The following is a 16,588-nucleotide window of genomic DNA, read 5'->3' on the forward strand; positions in this document are numbered from 1 at the left end:
TGCGCGGGGTGATGAACTGCGTAGGCAGACGGTTGAGCAGCACGTCGATCGCCGGGTCCCACTGCAGGGTGTCCTTGAGGACGATCCGCGGCTCACGGTCGAACCAGTTGAGCAGCGCGTGGACCAGGATGAACGAGTCGCCGGGTCCGGCGTGCCGGCTCGCGACGACGATCGGCTGCCCGGTGAGGACCGTCCCGAGGTCGGCGTCGACGATGTCGATCCTCAGGCGCAGCGTCCAGCGGACCTGCCAGAAGAGCACCTGCATCATGCGTCGGGCCAGCCGGTAGTGGGCCCGCTCGAAGGCCGGGCGGTGGATCGCCCACCCGAACCCGGACCCGATCCACAGCCCGAGCAGCGCGACCAGGCACGCGGCGTCCCACAGGACGTAGAAGCTCGCCATCCACAGCGCGCGAGAGATGCGCAGACGCCCCGGCAGGGCCCACGTCACCGCGCCGAGCACCAGCAGGACGAGCATGAGGCTCGTCGGCACCAGCAGGACCGCGAGCGCGACGATCGCGGGTGCGAGCACGACCCGCCGCACCCACCGGGGCGGCAGGCGCCACGTCATGACCGGGCCTCGAGGTACGCGCGCGTCGCCTCGCGGGCGGCGTCGATGCGTCGTCGGGTCGCGTCCATCCGCCGGTACGACCCGAGCTTCTCGTCGCCGGGTGCCGGACCGCCGCTGGGCAGGACGTGCACCGCGACGTCCTTCGGGACCCGCTCGATCTCGCGCGTGAACCGGTGCCTGCGCGCGATCTCGAAGCTCACCCGCGCCACGTCGCTCGGCTTCTCCGGCGCCACGACCGCCTCCTCGATCCGTCCGACCTGGAGCACGTACACCGTCGTCGCGCCGCGCTCCACGGCCTCGCCGAGCGGGATGGAGTTCACGATGCCCCCGTCGACGAAGTGCTCGTCGCCGATCTTCGTCGGCGGCAGGACGCCGGGCACCGACGACGACGCGAGCACCGCGGGGATGAGCGGCCCGCTGTCGAACCAGCGCTCCGCGGTCCGCTCGATGCACGCCGCCGCGACGGCCAGCGGGACGTCGAGCTGCTCGAACGTCCGGTCGGCGCCGAGCATCTCCTCGAGCAGCGCACGCAGCGGTGCGGGGTCGTTGAGGTGCGTCCTCGAGCGCGCGAGCCGGCGCAGCTGCTTGGGCCACGAGTCGCCGTAGACGGCCGCGGCGGCCGGCGACGCCCACGCCTGCAGCAGCGTCTCGACGACCGACGGCGTCGGGTCCGCCGCGACGGCCGCGCCGTTGATCGCGCCGATCGACGTGCCGACGACCGTGTCGGGCCGGATGCCCGCCTCGAACAGCGCCTGGAGCATGCCGACCTGCACGGCGCCGCGAACACCGCCGCCGCCCAGCACGAACCCCACCGTCATGACCGGATCGTGGCACAGCCGACGACGCAGGGCCCGGCGACGTCCCCAGGCCGCCGCCGCTGGTCACGGCCGAGCCGCCCGGTGTCGAAAGTGAGGCGCGAATCGCTTCAGACGGTGGCCCGAAAGGGCAGGTCGTCCGCAGGGTGGAGGCCCTAGGGGGACGCGACCTCGGCGGACGGCAGCGAGGCCGGTGCCGGGACGCGCTCACGGGGCCGTCCCGCATCGAGAGGAGACCCGCACACATGACCGTCCGTGCACGCCCACGCACGCTCTTCGCCGCCCTGGCGGCGGTCGCGGTGGCCATCGGCGCCGCCGTCGTCACGTCCGCACCCGCCTCCGCCCACGGTTCCGTCACGGACCCGCCCACCCGGAACTACCGGTGCTGGGAGGTCTGGGGCTCGGACCACCTCAACCAGAACATGAAGAACGTCGACCCCATGTGCTGGGGCGCGTACCAGCACGACCCGAACGCGATGTGGAACTGGAACGGCCTGTATCGCGAGAACGTCGGCGGTCGGCACGAGGCCGTCATCCCGAACGGGCAGCTGTGCTCCGGCGGCCGCACCTTCTCGCCGCGGTACGACTACCTCGACACGCCCGGCCCGTGGGTCGCGAAGAACGTCCCGACGAAGTTCCAGCTCACGCTGACCGACGGTGCGAAGCACGGCGCCGACTACCTGCGCATCTACGTCTCGAAGCCGGGCTACGACCCGACCACCGAGGCGCTCGGCTGGGACGACATCACCCTGGTCAAGGAGACCGGGCGCTACCCGACGACGGGCCTGTACCAGACCGACGTCGACCTCACGGGCTACAGCGGCCGTGCCGTGCTGTTCACGATCTGGCAGGCCAGCCACCTCGACCAGCCGTACTACCTGTGCTCGGACATCAACATCGGCGGCACCAGCACGCCGACGCCGACCGTGACCCCGACGCCGACGGTCACGCCGACGCCGACCGTCACGCCGACGCCGACGGTCACCCCGACGCCGACCGTCACGCCGACCCAGAGCCCGACGCCGACGCCCACGCACACCTCGGGCCCGGGCACCTGCACCGCGACCGTGAAGGTCGTGAACTCGTGGAGCAACGGGTTCGTCGGTGAGGTCACCGTCAAGGCCGGCTCCAGCGCGATCACCGGCTGGCACACCGCGATCGGCGGCACGACCGTCCAGCAGGCGTGGAGCGCCACCCTGTCCGCCGCGAACACGCTGACCAGCGTCGACTGGAACAGCAAGCTCGCCGCGGGCGCCAGCACCACCGCCGGCTTCATCGGCAGCGGCAACGGCCAGGGCGTCTCCGCGGTCTCCTGCGGCACGCACTGACCGACCGGCTCCACCGCACCACCCGGACGCCCGTCGTCCTGACCCGCACGGGTCGGGCGGCGGGCGTCCGGCATCCCGACCGTGGTCCGGTCGGCGGGTGCGGCGCTCGTCGTCCCAGCGGCGGACCGCGGCGGTCGGCGGGCTCATCGCGGCGCCGGTCGGCGGCGTGCGGTGCCGACGGGGTCTTTGGTCGTGACCGCGGCGCGCGGCAGGATGAGCCCGACCGACCCGCCCGACGACCGACGGAGCGCCCCGTGCCGAGCGACCCCCCTGACCACGAGCCCACCGGCCCGGACCCGTCGGACGAGCGCCGCACCGAGCCGCCCTCGCTGTTCTGGCGCAGTCGCGGCTACTGGCTGCTGCTGCTCGTCGCCGCGGTCGTCGCCCTCGGCCTCACCTTCGCCTCGCGGCTCCAGTGACCGCGCGTCCGGGGTCGGCTCAGTCCAGCGGACCGGGCGCGAAGTAGCCCTGGACGTCCTCCAGCAGACGCACGCTGCCCGCGTCGTTGTAGAGGACGTGCCCGCCCGGACCCAGCCCGACGACGGCGCTGTTCGCGAGGTCGATGCCCTGCCGCGTGTTGAGGTTGCTCGCGAAGGGCCGCGACGCTCCCGCGGGGTAGGCGGTGACGTACGACGTGGGCGCCGTACCCGCGGTGCTCGTCAGGTTGACCGCGAGCGCCTGCGCGTCGGCCGGGATCTCGATGCCGCGTCCCGGGGCGCCGACGAGCCGCTCCTTGCCGGCGCCGAGCAACCCGTCACCGGTCGTGAGCCGCCGGTGGTCGAGCGGGTAGAACGAGACGCCACCGCTCTCCGTGTACCAGCCCTGGACGTCGACGACGACGTCCGTCCGGCCCGCGTCGTTGTAGATCTCGATCGACCCGTCCTCCGCGAGGGGGACGACCGCGAGGTTGGCGACGTCCTGCCCGCGGCGGGCGTTGAGGACGCTGGTCGACCGTGCCGCGGTGAACCCCGTGGGGTAGGCGGACAGGTAGGACGTCGCCGCCGTCGTGCGCGTCGCCGTGAGGTTGACCGCGACCGCGACCGCGTCGGCCGGCATGTCGGTCGCGAGCTCCGCGAGGTCCACGCGGCGCGCCTCGCCGGCGTCGAGAGGTCCACCGTCGGTGCGGGAATCCAGCACCCGTTCGGGCGTCACGGGGACGTAGCCGGCACCGGACGGGCTGCCGCTGTCGTAGTACCCCTGGAGGTCGACGACGACGTCGGTCGGGCACGCGTGGTTGTAGAGCTGCACCCAGTCGGCCGGGTCCTCGTAGCGGGTGCCCACGCGGATCGTCGTCAGGTTCGCGACGTCTGCCCCAGCACGCGCGTTGACGATGCTCGACTCCGCGCCCGTCTCGTACCCGACGATGTTCATGCCGACCGCGATGTAGTCGGCGGCGCACTGCGTGCGCGTCGCGGTCACGTTGAGCACGAACGCGACGGGCTCGCCCGGCAGAGCGGGCATCGGGAACTTGTACCACTCGTTCCGCTGCATCGGACCGTGCCCGTTGACCCGGGTGTCCACGACACGTCGGGGGACGACCGGCACGTACCGGCCCGCGGCGAGCATGGCGAACGACGTCTCCTGCCACGGCCCGTACGTGCTGTAGAGGGCGTCCCACACGCCGCCGCCCAGCAGCTCGTACGGCGCCGGGTACGTCCGCCCCCAGTTGTCGTAGCTGGGCATGTACCGGCCGGCGGGGTCGACCACCCGCATCGCGGCGCGACCCGCGGGCTTCTCGGCAGGCAGGTCGAGGACGAAGCGACCGGGATCGACCGGGTCGTCGGCGGTCGTGGCCGAGAGGAGGACCGTGCCGAAGCTGCCGTCGGCGTTCACGGCGACGATCTCGACGCGCATGGCGGCGAGACCCTGGTTGGTCGTGATGGAGAAGACCCGGCCGCTGAACGTCCTTCCCGCTGCCGCGGCAGGCGCCGCGACCCCCGCGAGCAGGAGCCCCACCACGAGTGCTCCCACAGAGGCGAGCGCACCGAGCACGCGCAGACGCACGACGTTTCCCCGTCCCGCCGCGCACGGTCGGCGACGGCACCCCACCCTGGCGGCCTCGCGCGCGTCAGCCCATCGCCCGAACGGGTGATGTCGCTGGTCCCTGACGCGGCGGCGGGCAGCCGCTGCCCACCGCCGCGTGCCCGACAATGGGGGCGTGACCGCGACGCCCTCCACCCGGCTGCCCCGTGTCCGCGCCTCCGAGCTCGTCGGGCGGGGGTGGCTCAACACCGGCGGGCGGGACGTGACGCTCGCGGACCTGCGCGGCAAGGTCGTCGTGCTCGACTTCTGGACGTTCTGCTGCATCAACTGCCTGCACGTCCTGGACGAGCTGCGCGAGGTCGAGGAGCGGTTCCGCGACGTGCTCGTCGTGGTCGGGGTGCACTCCCCGAAGTTCGTGCACGAGGCCGACCCGTTCGCGCTGGCGGCCGCCGTCGAGCGGTACGAGGTCCACCACCCCGTGCTCGACGACCCGGGGCTCGTCACGTGGTCGGCGTACACGGCCCGCGCGTGGCCGACGCTCGTCGTGGTCGACCCCGAGGGGTACGTCGTCGCGCAGATGGCCGGCGAGGGGCACCGGCACAACCTCGAGGTGCTGCTCGACGAGCTCGTGGCCGAGCACGACGCGAAGGGCACGCTGCACCGCGGCGACGGCCCGTACGTGCCGCCCGCGCCGACCGCCGGTACGCTGCGCTTCCCCGCGAAGGCCGTCGCGCTCCCCGGCGGGTCGCTGCTCGTCGCGGACGCCGGGCACCACGCGCTCACGGAGGTCGCGGCCGACGGGTCGACGCTGCTGCGGCGCCTCGGGTCCGGCGAGCGCGGGCTGGTCGACGGCGGGCCGGACGACGCCCGGTTCAGCGAGCCGAACGGCCTGGCCCTCGTGCCCGACCACCTGCGGGACGCGCTCGGGTACGACGTGCTCGTCGCCGACACCGTCAACCACGCGTTGCGCGGCGTGCGCCTGGCCGACGGCCACGTGACGACCGTCGCGGGGACGGGTGAGCAGCTCATGGTCGGTGCGGCCGACAACGTGCGCGGCGGCGGCACGGGCGCCGGGTTCGACGGTCCGGCGCTCGACGTGCGCCTGTCGTCGCCGTGGGACGTGGTGTGGTCCGACGCGCTCGGCGCGTTCGTCGTCGCGATGGCCGGCAACCACACGCTGTGGTCGTTCGACGGGACGCGGCTGCGGCACGTCGCCGGGACCATGAACGAGGGCCTGCTCGACGGGTCGGGCGCCGACGCGTGGCTCGCCCAGCCGTCCGGGCTGTCGGTCGGGCCCGACGGCCGCGTGTGGGTCGCCGACTCCGAGACGTCCGCGCTGCGCTGGCTCGACCCCGCCGACGGGACCCTGCACACCGCCGTCGGCGAAGGGCTGTTCGACTTCGGCCACCGCGACGGGCGCGCCGACGATGCCCGCATGCAGCACCCGCTCGGCGTCGCCGCGCTGCCCGACGGGTCCGTCCTCGTCGCCGACACCTACAACGGCGCCGTGCGTCGCTACGTGCCGCCCGCCGACGGCGAGCCCGCCGGTGCCGGCGAGGTGACGACCGTGGCGGGCGACCTCGCCGAGCCGAGCGGCCTCGTCGTGCTGACCGGGGGCGCGGCCGGTGACGGCGGGCTCGACGTGCTCGTCGTCGAGTCGGCGGCACACCGCGTCACGCGCGTCGCGCTCCCGGCCGGTGCCGGCCAGGTCGTCGACGGCGGCGCCCACCGCACGCAGCGACCCGTGACGGACCTCGCGCCCGGCGACGTGCTGCTCGACGTCGTGTTCACGCCCGCCGCCGGCCAGAAGTACGACGACCGGTACGGCCCGTCGACCCGCCTGCAGGTGTCCTCGACACCGCCCGGGCTGCTGCTCGACGGCGCGGGCGACGACGTCCCGCTGACCCGCGCGCTGCGCCTCGACCCGGCCGTCGGCGACGGTGTGCTGCACGTGACCGCGCACGCGGCGTCGTGCGACGCCGACCCGGCCGTCGAGTACCCGGCCTGCCACCTCAACGCGCAGGACTGGGGCGTGCCGGTCCGCGTCGTCGAGGGCGCTCCGACGACGCTCACCCTCCCCCTGCACGGCTGACGCCGCACCGGGGCACCGGTCAGGAGGCCCCGAGGACCGCGACGGCGACCAGGGCGTCGAGCGAGGTGTCGACGACCTCGCCCGTCGCGGCCGTCGCGGAGACGCCGATCTCGACGACCCACGGGCCGTGCTCGACCACCGTCGTGGACGACTCGGCCTGCGTCACGTCGACCGGTGCGCCACCGCGCGCGACCGCGGACGCCGGCCCGTCGGACGGGTCACCGGGACGGCGCATGAGCACGGCCCACCCGGCACCGCCGAGCGTCTCGGTGGCGGCGGCCGCCAGCGCGCACAGCCGCGGGACGATCCCCGACTGCGCGGCGACGATCGCGGCGGTGCCGGCCACGACGACGCGCTCGGCGGTCACGGCCGGGTCGGCGGTCGTCGGGGCCGCAGCTCGGAGCGCGCGCGCCCGGGCCCGCTTGGCCCGGTACTGCGCCATGTCGGCCTGCCGGAACAGGTGCCGCGCGGACGTCGCGCCGGTCACGGCCGTCGTCGCGATGCCGTAGGAGATCGCCGCGCCGTGCGGGAGCGGGAACTCGGCCACGGTCGCCGCGACGACCTCGGCGACCTCGACGCGGCGGCGCCCGACCGTCACGAGGCAGAACTCGTCACCACCGATGCGCGCGGCGGTCGAGCCGGGCAGCGCGTCGGACGCGCGCCGCAGGACGTCCGCGACCGAGCGGAGCAGGTCGTCGCCGGTGTCGTGGCCGAGCTCGTCGTTCACGCGCTTGAGGCCGTCGACGTCGCACATGACGATGCACGTCTCCAGGCCCGACTCCAGGGCGGACTCCGCCGCGGAGTCGGCGACGCGGCGGTTCGCCAGACCCGTCAGCGGGTCGTCGGCGACCAGGTGCCGCACCTGGCCCTCGAGGTCCACGCGCGCGATCGCACCGCCCAGCAGCGCGCCCAGCACCTCGGCACGCGCGAGGTCGTCGACGCCGAACAGCGGCGACCCGAGCTCGCGCATCGCGTACAGCTGGCCCCAGACGGCACCGTTGACCACGACGGGCGACGCGAGCGCCGACGCGCCGTCGATCTCGCGCAGCGTCTGCACCTCGACCGCGTCACCCGCGCCGGCGTCGGAGCCCGTCACGGGCCGGCCGGCGACGTCCACGGCGTGCGCGACCCAGCTGACCCGGTCCCGGATGAGCCGTCGCAGCGCGGGGCGGTCGTCGGCGCGGTACGACGCGCGCACGCGCCACACGAGGCGCGGGTCCGCGGGCTCCGGCACGACGCGGACGACGCGCGCGGTGTCCTGCTCGATGCGCAGCACCGCGAAGGAGCTGGCACCCAGCATGTCGACGCCGGCGGTCGAGGCGACCTCCACGACCTCGTCGAGGGTGCGGCAGCGGTCCAGCCGGTGCGCGGCGGTCGCCAGGCCCCGGACGCCCACGAGCGCCGCAGCAGACCGATGGTCCCTGCGGGTCCCCTCGGCGGTCCCCCGGCGCGTCACGCGCCCATCATCGTCCCTCGGACACCTGTCCGAACAGTTGAGGGCATGAGAGGTCCATGAGATCACCCCGCCGCCGCGTCGGATCGGCCCGCCGGCGGGTCCGGTGCGGCACCAATTGCCCCGATCGTGCTGAGCCGAACGGGTGAGGCGGGCGTGCCCCGCGTCGACGCTCCGCCGTCCCGCCGCCGAAACCATTCGCCGGGTTGTCGACGCTCGTCGGACGCGGCGACCCTGACGCCACCCTGCCCCCTGGCGGCCGCACGACCCGGCGAGCCGCCGGCAGGAGGCGCCCCGCGGCGACGACGCCGCACGTCGGAAGGAGTCCCGCCATGTCCACCGTCACCGCCCTGCGACGCAGAGCCCTCGTGGGCGCCGCGATCGCCGGGCTCGCCGCCGCGACGCTCGTCGCGCTGCCGGCGTCGCGCGCCGAGGCCCACGGCGGCCTCACCTACCCGCAGACGCGCACGTACGCGTGCTACCTCGACGGGCTCGCGGGCGGACAGGCCGCCGGTCAGGCGGGCAACATGCTGCCGACCAACCCGATCTGCCAGCAGGCGCTCGCGGCCAGCAACTACCCGTTCTACAACTGGTACGGCAACCTGCTGGGCACGATCGCGGGCCAGCACCAGACGATCGCCGACGGCACGCTCTGCGCACCGGACCCGAAGTTCGCGGCGTTCAACACGCCGAGCACCCAGTGGCCCACGACGAGGCTGCAGTCGGGCGGGCGGATCACCTTCCAGTACGCGGCGACGGTGCCGCACCCCGGCTGGTGGACGCAGTGGATCACCAAGGACGGCTGGGACCCGAGCCAGCCGATCGGCTGGGACGACCTCGAGCCCGCGCCGTTCGACCGCGTGCTCAACCCGCCGACCCGCTCGGGCGGCCCGACCGGCCCCGAGTACTACTGGACCGCGCAGCTGCCGCAGAAGACCGGCCGGCACGTGATCCTGTCGATCTGGGAGCGCACCGACAGCCCGGAGTCGTTCTACAACTGCTCCGACGTGGTCTTCGACGGCGGCGGCACGACCGACCCCGGCGACCCGGGCGACCCCGGGGACCCGGTCGACACGACGGCGCCGACCGCGCCCGGCACCCCGACCGCCGCAGCCGTCGACGGGACCACCGCCTCGCTGACCTGGGCGGCGTCGACCGACGCGGTCGGCGTCACGGGCTACACGGTGCACGACGCCGCGACGGGGGCCGTGCTGGCGCGGCCGACCTCCCCCGCGACGACCCTGTCGGGTCTCACCCCCGGCACCTCGTACTCCGTCTACGTGACCGCGACCGACGCCGCGGGCAACGTGTCCGCACGGTCGTCGACGCTCACGTTCAGCTCCGGGACGGTCCCCGTCGGGTCGTGCTCGGTGAAGTTCGACGTGTCCAACGCCTGGTCCGGCGGCTTCGTCGGCAACGTCACCATCTCCAACGAGTCGATGACGCCCGTGAACGGCTGGCAGCTGACCTGGACCTTCACGAAGGGCGAGAAGGTCACGCAGGCCTGGAACGGCACGGCCACGCAGTCCGGGGCCGTCGTCACGGCACGCAGCGCCGCGTGGAACGGGACGATCGCGCACCACGGAGCGGTCACGTTCGGGTTCATGGGGTCGAGCAGCGGTGCGCCGGGTCAGCCGACCGGGGTCGCGCTCAACGGGCTGCCCTGCGCGCTCGCCTGACGAGCGCCTCGCCGCGGGTCACGAGGGTCCGGTCGCCACGGCGGCCGGGCCCTCGGCCGTGCGTGGCGCGGGACGCGTGCGCGGCCGATCGCGCGCAGCGCGAGTGCGTCCGGCAGGTCGCGGGGAGCAGGAGGTACGCCCGACGAGCGGCGCGAGCGAGGCGCGGTCAGGCGCTCGCCGTGATGGCGCCGACGACGCGGACCTTCACGGCGACACCGTCGACGGCCGGGGGCAGCGGGGTGGACCGCCCGCGCGCGGACACGTTCACCTGGAGCAGATACCCGTCGCCGTCCGGTGTGATCCCGATCCCCCGCACGTCTGGTCGCCCGGCGAGGTCGGCGCGCAACCGTTCTTTCGCTGCACGCGCCTGCTCGAGATCCGCCATGCTGCACCGCTTCCCGCCGGCCCACGCCGACGTCGGGCGGCTCGCCGGGCAGGGTCAGGTGGCGAGCGTCGCACCGAGGGCGTCGAGCACAGCATCGATCGGGTTGAGATAGGTCAGCCCGGACCCATTCTCGCCTCCCGTCTCCGAACCCGCAAAGAGCAAGCCCAGGGCGACGCCGTCCTCCCGGTACACGAGCGACCCCGAGTCGCCGCCGCGCGAGAACGCCGACGCACCCGTCGACTCGACCTCGATCTGCCCGTCGAACGCGATCTCGCCGAGCTCCTCGCCGTAGCCCACGACGACGTCGTCGAGCTCGATCGCGGTGACCTTGCCGTGCGTGACGGACGTGGTCCGGCCGATCTTCGCGACCTGCTCGTTGCCGACGGCCGGTGCGGTCGTCGTGACGAGCCCCACCGGGTAGCGCAGGTCGACCTCGGGGTCGTCGAGCAGCGCGACCGCGCAGTCGACGGTGGCCCGGCCGTGCGGCTCGAGCTCGACGCGGCCCGCGAGCTCGCCGACCTTGTCGCGCGAGGTGCGGCCGCCGTCGGCCGGTCCGGGCTGGAGGACCGGGTCGCCCATCCGGGCCGACGGCGTGCCCGACAGCACGTGGTAGTTGGACAGCGCGTGCATGCGCCCGTCGACGACGACGAACGCGCCGAGGGTCCCCGCCGACACCTTCGCGTGCGCGATCGAGACCCCGGGCCGCAGCGGCCGCACGCGGCCGGTCTCGCCGAGCGAGCGGGCCGTCACGACGGGCGGACGCAGGGTGATCGACGGACCGCCGCCGGGTCCCGCGAGCGTGCGGATCCGACCCGTGCGCCGCACGTCGGCGGCCGGCCCGACCTGCTCCGCGACCTTGCGCGCGATGCTCCGCACCGCCGGGAGGCCCAGCCGGTAGCGCACGGCGACGCCGTACCCGCCGTCGGCCAGCGGGGCGAGCCCCAGCGCGAGCGGCACCGCCGCGGCGTGCATGTCCTGCACCTGCACGCGTCGCTGCGCGAGCTCCCGCACGTAGTCGCTGACCTGCGCCTTGACCTCGCGCGCCTCGCGCTCGTCCATCGATCCCATCGACCCCCCTGCCGATCGCCGCCCGGTGGTGTCCCGGTGCTTGGCGGCAAGTCTGCCGCGTCGCACCGACACCCGCCGGGCGACGTCCGCGGTCGTGGCAGGAGGCACGACGACAGGGACGCGGGACCGCAGCCGCCGCACCCGGCGACGGGCGCGGTGGGTCAGCCGCGCGGGGGGAAGATGCCCTGGAGCGCGATGATGAAGGTGAGCACCAGGTACGGCGGCAGGTTGTCGTGCGGCTGGCCGCCGCCGGTGACGGCCAGCGCGCCGGGGCTCATCGTCAGCGCGCCGGGGCCGCTCCCGTAGAGCTCCTCGGTGACCCGGCCGAGGCGGCTCGTCGCCCAGGCCGCACCCGACGGGTTGCCGGTCGTGCCGCGGGTGCCGTCGGGCAGGGTCGCGACGGGATGGCCGTGCACGGGCATCTCGGACTCGAGCAGCGTGACGGTCTGCGACCCGAGCTGCTCGCCGAGCACGACGTGCTGCAGGCCCGGGCCCTGACCGTGGTGCACCGGGCTGCGCCCCTGCAGGTCGGGCAGCCCGAACGTGCTCCTGCCGTCGCCGCCGTAGGTCGTGCCGAGCAGCGAGAACAGGGCGGTGTTCTGGGAGATGGGCATGAGCTGCCCGTTGCACAGGGCCCACCCCTTCGGGGCGAAGTTCCCCGCGAACATGCGGATCTCGGCGACGAACGGATCAGCCATGGGTCAGTCCCTGCTGGGGAAGATGCCGACCAGCGCGATGACGGCCTGGAGGGCGGCGTACGGGGGCATGTTGGGGTGCGGCTGCGAGCCGCCGACGGGCGCGACGAGCCCGTCCGCCATGACGGCCTGGGGCGTCGGCCCGTAGTGCGGCGCGTCGGTCGAGGCCCAGCGGGCGGCGCCCGGGACGGAGCGGTCGGCGGTGGACGCCGCGCTGACCGGGTGCGTGTGCGGCGGCAGCTCGCTCACGGTCAGCGTGTGCGTCTCGGCGCCGCCCGCCTGGCCGAGGGTGAACCCCGGGCCGACGTGCACCGGGACGCGTCCGCGCAGGTCCGGCAGCGCGAAGTTCACGCGTCCGTCGCCGCCGTACTGGGTGCCGAGCAGCGAGAACAGCGCCTGATTCTGGTTGATCGGCAGGAGCTGGCCGTTGCACTGCGCCCAGCCGCGGGGCGGGTAGCCGAACGCCGTGAGGCGGATCTCGGCGAGGAAGGGTTCCGACATGGCGTGTCCTCAGTCCTGCTGGGGGTAGAGGCCGAAGAGCGAGATGATGAACGACACCGCGAGCACGGGGTGCCGGTTCTCGTGCGGCTGCGAGCCGCCCGCCGGACCGACCGCGTCGGCGGCGAGCGTGGCGCTCGGCGTGACCGACGGTGCCACGAACGCGGGTGCCGTCGACGCCGCCCACACCGCCCCCGCGGGCGACGTGCCGGTCGCGGCGGCGACCGACGCCTGCGGCCGGTGCGTGTGCTGCGGGATCTGCGGCGTCGACAGCGTCACGGTCTCGACGCCGCCCGTCTCGCCGAGCACGTACGTCGTCGTCGAGCGCGTCCCGCGCCCGACGTGCAGCGGCGAGCGCCCGCGCAGGTCGGGCAGCGCGAACGTGTTCACCCCGTCGCCGCCGTACGTCGTGCCGAGCAGGGTGAACAGCGTGTCGTTCTCGGAGATCGGCACGAGGCTGCCGTCGCAGAACGCCCAGCCCGCAGGGGCGAAGTTCCCGGCGAACATGCGGATCTCGCCGATGTACGGCGTGGACATCAGGCCTCCGTCCCGGCGTCGGCGGCGGGGCCGCGCGTGCCGTCGGTCGTCGGGTGGGTCAGGTCGGTGGGGTCGGCGGCGCCGGGGTCGTGGCCGGTGGGGTCGGCTCCGGCGGGGGCGTCGTCGGGGACGACGAACGTCGCGACGAGCAGCGCGCCGTCGGGGTGCGCGGCGCTCGGCACGGCGAGCAGCGTCTGGGGCCCCGCACCGGGCAGGTCGAGGACGACCGTCTCCTGACCGGTGCCCGCCGGGGCCAGGAACGTGACGTCCCACGTCGCCCAGCCTGCCGAGGTCCGGCGGTCCGAGCAGGACCGGACGGTCCACGTGCCGTGCGGGCCGGCGGGGACGACGGCGCCCACGGCGGCACGCCAGTCGGACCAGGTGGCGACAGTCACGGGCGGGCCTCCAGCAGCACGTCGAGCACCGTCCCGGCGGTCGGCGAGGGGGCCTCGGCGTCGTCGACCGGGACGAACCCGAGCCTCGCGTAGAGGGCGGCGGCGCGCACGTTCGTCGCCCGGACGTGCAGCCGCACCGTCGTACCGGCCGCGTGGGCGTCGGCGAGGACGTCGCGGAGCACCGCGGTGCCGGTCCCCCGGCCCTGGTGGTCCGGGTGCACGGCGACGTCGAGGACGTGCACGACGCCGGCCTCGCGCCGCGCGGTGACCAGGCGGCCGACGGGGACGCCGTCGACCTCGACGACCGCGTCGTCGGTCGCCGTCGCCGCGAACGCGGCCTCACGTGCGGCGTGCTGCCCCCGCAGGAACGCTGCCGTCGTCGCGTCGTCCCAGCCGAACCCGGCGACCTCGTCGGCGCGCGTCGCGGCGTAGAGGTCGGCCACGAACGCGGTGTCGGCGGGCGACGTGCGGCGCAGGGTGAGCACGGCCGGTCCTCCCCGGAGACCCACTAGACGGTCCGGTCGACGACGGCCTCGAGGTCCGTGCCGTCGGGGCCGACCGGTCCGACGAACAGGACGAGGTCGCCGTCGTCGTGCGAGAGCGTGCGGATCGCGCCGGGCAGGTCCTGCGTCGACGCCGCGCGGAACGTCAGGGCGAACGCGTCGGCCGTCGGCGCGGCACCCGCGGGTCCGGTCACCGCGGCCAGCGTGAGGACGTGGGTCGTGCCGTCGGCGTCGGTGCGGAACCGGCTGCCCACGAGCGCCCGCACCGCGGCGAGCTCGAGCGGGAGGGTGCGGCGCGACAGCGGGACGCCGACCGCGACGGCGACGGCCCCCACCGCCACGGCCCCGGCGCCACCGGCGAGGACGGCGCGGCGCGAGACGGTGCGGCGCTGGAGCACGGCGTCCTCCTGTCGGGCGGGGCGTGCGGGGGGCCTCGAGGGCAGGTCGGCACGGTGGTCAGGGGTGTGCGCGACGGGGGTGCGGAAGGTCGCGCGGCGTCGTGAGCCTACGAGGTTTCACCCCCGCCGCCGGACCCTCGCAGCGGGTGAATCCTTCTACGCTGACCCGGTGCCGCACCGCGCTGACCTGCGATTTCACCGATTCGTCGCCATTGCGGCGGTCCTGGCGGGTGGTTTGTCGGGCTCGGTCCTGGCCGCCCCTGCCGCCGTCGCCGCGCCGACGCCGCTCGTCGTCACGACGACCGCCGACGCGTCCGTCGACGGGACGTGCTCCGACGCGACGCCGGCGACCCTGTCGCTGCGTGAGGCGCTGTGCCAGGCGCAGTCGCTGACCGACGCCGCGGTGACCCTCCCGGGCGGCGTCGTCACCCTCACCGCCGGTGCACTCGTCTACGCGCCGACGTCGGGCGGTCGGACGCTGACCGTCACGGGTGCGGGCCGGGACGCCACGCGGATCGACGCGCACCGCGCGTCGCGGGTGCTCGACCTCGACCCGCTCGGCGTGGGGCGCGTGGACGTCACCGTCAGCGCGGTCACGCTCACGGGCGGACGCCCGACGCTCGCCGACCCGTGGTGGGGCGGCGGCGCGGTCGTCGCGGGGTCGGCGGTCGCCGGTGCGCCCGACACCCTCACGCTCAGCTCGTGCCGCGTCACGGCCAGCACCAACGTGCCCGCCGGCATCTCCGACCAGGGCGCGGTCGGCGGCGGCGTGCAGATGAGCGGCGGGTCGCTCACGGTCCGCGACTGCCTGCTCGACGGCAGCACCGCGACCGACGCGGCCGGCGGCGCGATCGGCTTCGTCGGCGTCGACCCGGACGACACGGTCGTCGTCGAGCGGTCGAGGTTCGAGCTCAACACCTCGGTGGGCGCGCTCGGCGCGGGCGTGACGGGCGGCGGTGGGCTGTTCGTCGCGGGCGACGTCGACGTGACCGTCACCGGCTCGACGTTCCTGGGCAACCGGGTGACGACCACGTCGGGTGCGTCGGCGCAGGGCTCCGCGGTCCTCGTCGAGTCCGGCACCGCGACCGTCAGCGGCTCGACCGTCGTCGCCAACACCGTGACCGCGTCCGCGGGGACGCCGTCGTCGTTCGGCGCGCTCGTCCTCGCCCACGGGCAGGTCACCGCGTCCCGCCTCGCGGGCAACGCGACCACCGTCGGCAGCACCGTCACGCGCGACGCCGTGCGCGGCGGCGCGACCGTGCCGGGCAACTGGTGGGGCTGTGTCGACCCGGCCGCCGGGACCGGGTGCGACACGGCGCCCGACGCGGCGACCCTCGAGCCGTTCGCGCGGCTCGCGCTCGCCGCGTCGCCGACGATCGACCTGCCCGGCCGCACGTCGGCGATCAGCGCCGCCGTGACGATGTCCGACGGCTCCGCGGTGCCCACCGCGCTGGCCGCGGTCCTGGCCGACGTCCCGCTCACCTGGTCGACGACCGCGGGCTCGCTCGCCGGGAGCGACGCGACGCTCGGGTCCGACGTCGCCGCCGGCACCACCCTCACGATCGCCGCGGGCGACCCGCGCGTCTCGCTCACCGTCGACGGCTCCACGGCCGGCACGACCGTCACGACCGCCGTGCCCGCGAGCATCGCCGCGCAGCCGACCGCCGCGAGCGTCGTCGAGGGCACGACCGCGACGTTCTCCGTCGGGGCGACGGGCACGCCCACCCCCACCGTGCAGTGGCGCACCGCAGCACCCGGCTCCTCGACCTGGACGGACGTCCCCGGCGCGACGGGCACGACGCTCACGGTCACCGGCACGACGCGCGCCATGGACGGCACCCGGTACGTCGCCGTCGTGCAGAACGGCTACGGCGCACCCGTCACGTCGCTCGCCGCGACGCTCGAGGTCCGGTGGGGTGCCGAGACGACGGCCGACCCCGTCGACGTCACCGTCGTCGCCGGGCAGGACGCGGTCTTCACCAGCGACGCCGCCGGCACGCCGCAGCCCACGACCACCTGGGAGCGGTCGGCCGACGGCACGACGTGGGCGCCCGTCGCGTCGGCGACCGGCACGACCCTCACGCTGCCCGCGGTCGCCGCGACCGACGACGGCCTGCGTGTCCGGGCCGTGCACACCGGCGAGACCGTCGCCCGGTCCGCCGCCGCACGGCTCACGGTGCAGACACCACCG

The 16,588-nt window shown here is 75.0% G+C and carries 15 protein-coding genes and 2 pseudogenes; 5 read left to right on the top strand and 12 right to left on the bottom strand.

Going from position 1 to position 16,588, the window contains the following annotated elements; genetic code table 11:
• A pseudogene (locus tag CTKZ_RS15295) lies at window positions 1-568 on the bottom strand (1-acyl-sn-glycerol-3-phosphate acyltransferase); the annotation flags it as partial.
• Window positions 565-1,386, bottom strand: a complete 822-nt coding sequence (locus CTKZ_RS15300; RefSeq protein ID WP_124343750.1) for a patatin-like phospholipase family protein — start codon at window positions 1,384-1,386, stop codon at window positions 565-567. The pseudogene CTKZ_RS15295 and the gene CTKZ_RS15300, both read right to left, overlap by 4 nt.
• Window positions 1,387-1,628: 242 nt before the next feature.
• Between CTKZ_RS15300 and CTKZ_RS15305 the strand changes: the two genes are divergently transcribed.
• Window positions 1,629-2,711, top strand: coding sequence for a lytic polysaccharide monooxygenase auxiliary activity family 9 protein (locus tag CTKZ_RS15305; protein ID WP_124343751.1), 1,083 nt, complete (start codon window positions 1,629-1,631; stop codon window positions 2,709-2,711).
• 254 nt (window positions 2,712-2,965) lie between these two features.
• Window positions 2,966-3,130, top strand: a complete 165-nt coding sequence (locus CTKZ_RS21665) for a hypothetical protein (RefSeq protein ID WP_160142913.1) — start codon at window positions 2,966-2,968, stop codon at window positions 3,128-3,130.
• A 19-nt stretch (window positions 3,131-3,149) separates the two neighbouring features.
• On the opposite strand, the gene CTKZ_RS15310 is transcribed toward CTKZ_RS21665, so the two are convergent.
• Window positions 3,150-4,682, bottom strand: a complete 1,533-nt coding sequence (locus tag CTKZ_RS15310) for a hypothetical protein (RefSeq protein ID WP_124343752.1) — start codon at window positions 4,680-4,682, stop codon at window positions 3,150-3,152.
• Window positions 4,683-4,869: 187 nt separating this feature from the next.
• Here CTKZ_RS15310 and CTKZ_RS15315 point away from each other — a divergent pair, with 187 nt between their 5' ends.
• The gene (locus CTKZ_RS15315) at window positions 4,870-6,786 is read left to right on the top strand and encodes an NHL domain-containing thioredoxin family protein (protein WP_124343753.1); all 1,917 of its coding nucleotides are present in this window, start codon (window positions 4,870-4,872) and stop codon (window positions 6,784-6,786) included.
• 19 nt (window positions 6,787-6,805) lie between these two features.
• Here the strand turns inward: CTKZ_RS15315 and CTKZ_RS15320 are convergent, their stop codons facing one another.
• On the bottom strand, window positions 6,806-8,242 hold the full coding sequence (locus CTKZ_RS15320; RefSeq protein WP_124343754.1) for a GGDEF domain-containing protein: 1,437 nt from the start codon (window positions 8,240-8,242) through the stop codon (window positions 6,806-6,808).
• Between the two features lie 329 nt (window positions 8,243-8,571).
• Here CTKZ_RS15320 and CTKZ_RS15325 point away from each other — a divergent pair, with 329 nt between their 5' ends.
• The gene (locus tag CTKZ_RS15325; RefSeq protein WP_124343755.1) at window positions 8,572-9,918 is read left to right on the top strand and encodes a lytic polysaccharide monooxygenase; all 1,347 of its coding nucleotides are present in this window, start codon (window positions 8,572-8,574) and stop codon (window positions 9,916-9,918) included.
• A 166-nt stretch (window positions 9,919-10,084) separates the two neighbouring features.
• Here the strand turns inward: CTKZ_RS15325 and CTKZ_RS15330 are convergent, their stop codons facing one another.
• The 8 genes from CTKZ_RS15330 to CTKZ_RS15365 form a co-directional block, all read right to left on the bottom strand.
• On the bottom strand, window positions 10,085-10,303 hold the full coding sequence (locus tag CTKZ_RS15330; protein WP_124343756.1) for a hypothetical protein: 219 nt from the start codon (window positions 10,301-10,303) through the stop codon (window positions 10,085-10,087).
• A gap of 54 nt (window positions 10,304-10,357) precedes the next feature.
• Window positions 10,358-11,371 carry a chymotrypsin family serine protease gene (locus tag CTKZ_RS15335; protein WP_124343757.1) on the bottom strand — a complete coding sequence of 338 codons (1,014 nt, stop codon included), beginning with the start codon at window positions 11,369-11,371 and terminating at the stop codon, window positions 10,358-10,360.
• A gap of 161 nt (window positions 11,372-11,532) precedes the next feature.
• Entirely contained in the window at window positions 11,533-12,069 is a 537-nt protein-coding gene (locus CTKZ_RS15340) for a phage tail protein (protein WP_124343758.1), read from the bottom strand.
• A 3-nt stretch (window positions 12,070-12,072) separates the two neighbouring features.
• Window positions 12,073-12,567: a phage tail protein gene (locus CTKZ_RS15345; RefSeq protein WP_124343759.1), complete on the bottom strand. Its 495-nt coding sequence runs from the start codon at window positions 12,565-12,567 to the stop codon at window positions 12,073-12,075.
• 9 nt (window positions 12,568-12,576) lie between these two features.
• Window positions 12,577-13,101, bottom strand: a complete 525-nt coding sequence (locus CTKZ_RS15350) for a phage tail protein (protein WP_124343760.1) — start codon at window positions 13,099-13,101, stop codon at window positions 12,577-12,579.
• The gene (locus tag CTKZ_RS15355) at window positions 13,101-13,496 is read right to left on the bottom strand and encodes a hypothetical protein (RefSeq protein WP_124343761.1); all 396 of its coding nucleotides are present in this window, start codon (window positions 13,494-13,496) and stop codon (window positions 13,101-13,103) included. The genes CTKZ_RS15350 and CTKZ_RS15355 overlap by 1 nt, the downstream gene beginning before the upstream one ends.
• Window positions 13,493-13,981, bottom strand: a complete 489-nt coding sequence (locus CTKZ_RS15360; RefSeq protein WP_160142914.1) for a GNAT family N-acetyltransferase — start codon at window positions 13,979-13,981, stop codon at window positions 13,493-13,495. The genes CTKZ_RS15355 and CTKZ_RS15360 overlap by 4 nt, the downstream gene beginning before the upstream one ends.
• A 23-nt stretch (window positions 13,982-14,004) precedes the next feature.
• A complete protein-coding gene (locus CTKZ_RS15365) occupies window positions 14,005-14,397 on the bottom strand; it encodes a DUF6916 family protein (RefSeq protein ID WP_124343763.1) in 393 nt (130 codons plus the stop codon).
• A 169-nt stretch (window positions 14,398-14,566) separates the two neighbouring features.
• Between CTKZ_RS15365 and CTKZ_RS15370 the strand changes: the two are divergent.
• Window positions 14,567-16,588 (top strand): annotated as a pseudogene (locus tag CTKZ_RS15370) (hypothetical protein); the annotation flags it as partial.

This window comes from Cellulomonas algicola (genome assembly GCF_003851725.1).
Classification (GTDB): Bacteria; Actinomycetota; Actinomycetes; order Actinomycetales; family Cellulomonadaceae; genus Cellulomonas; species Cellulomonas algicola.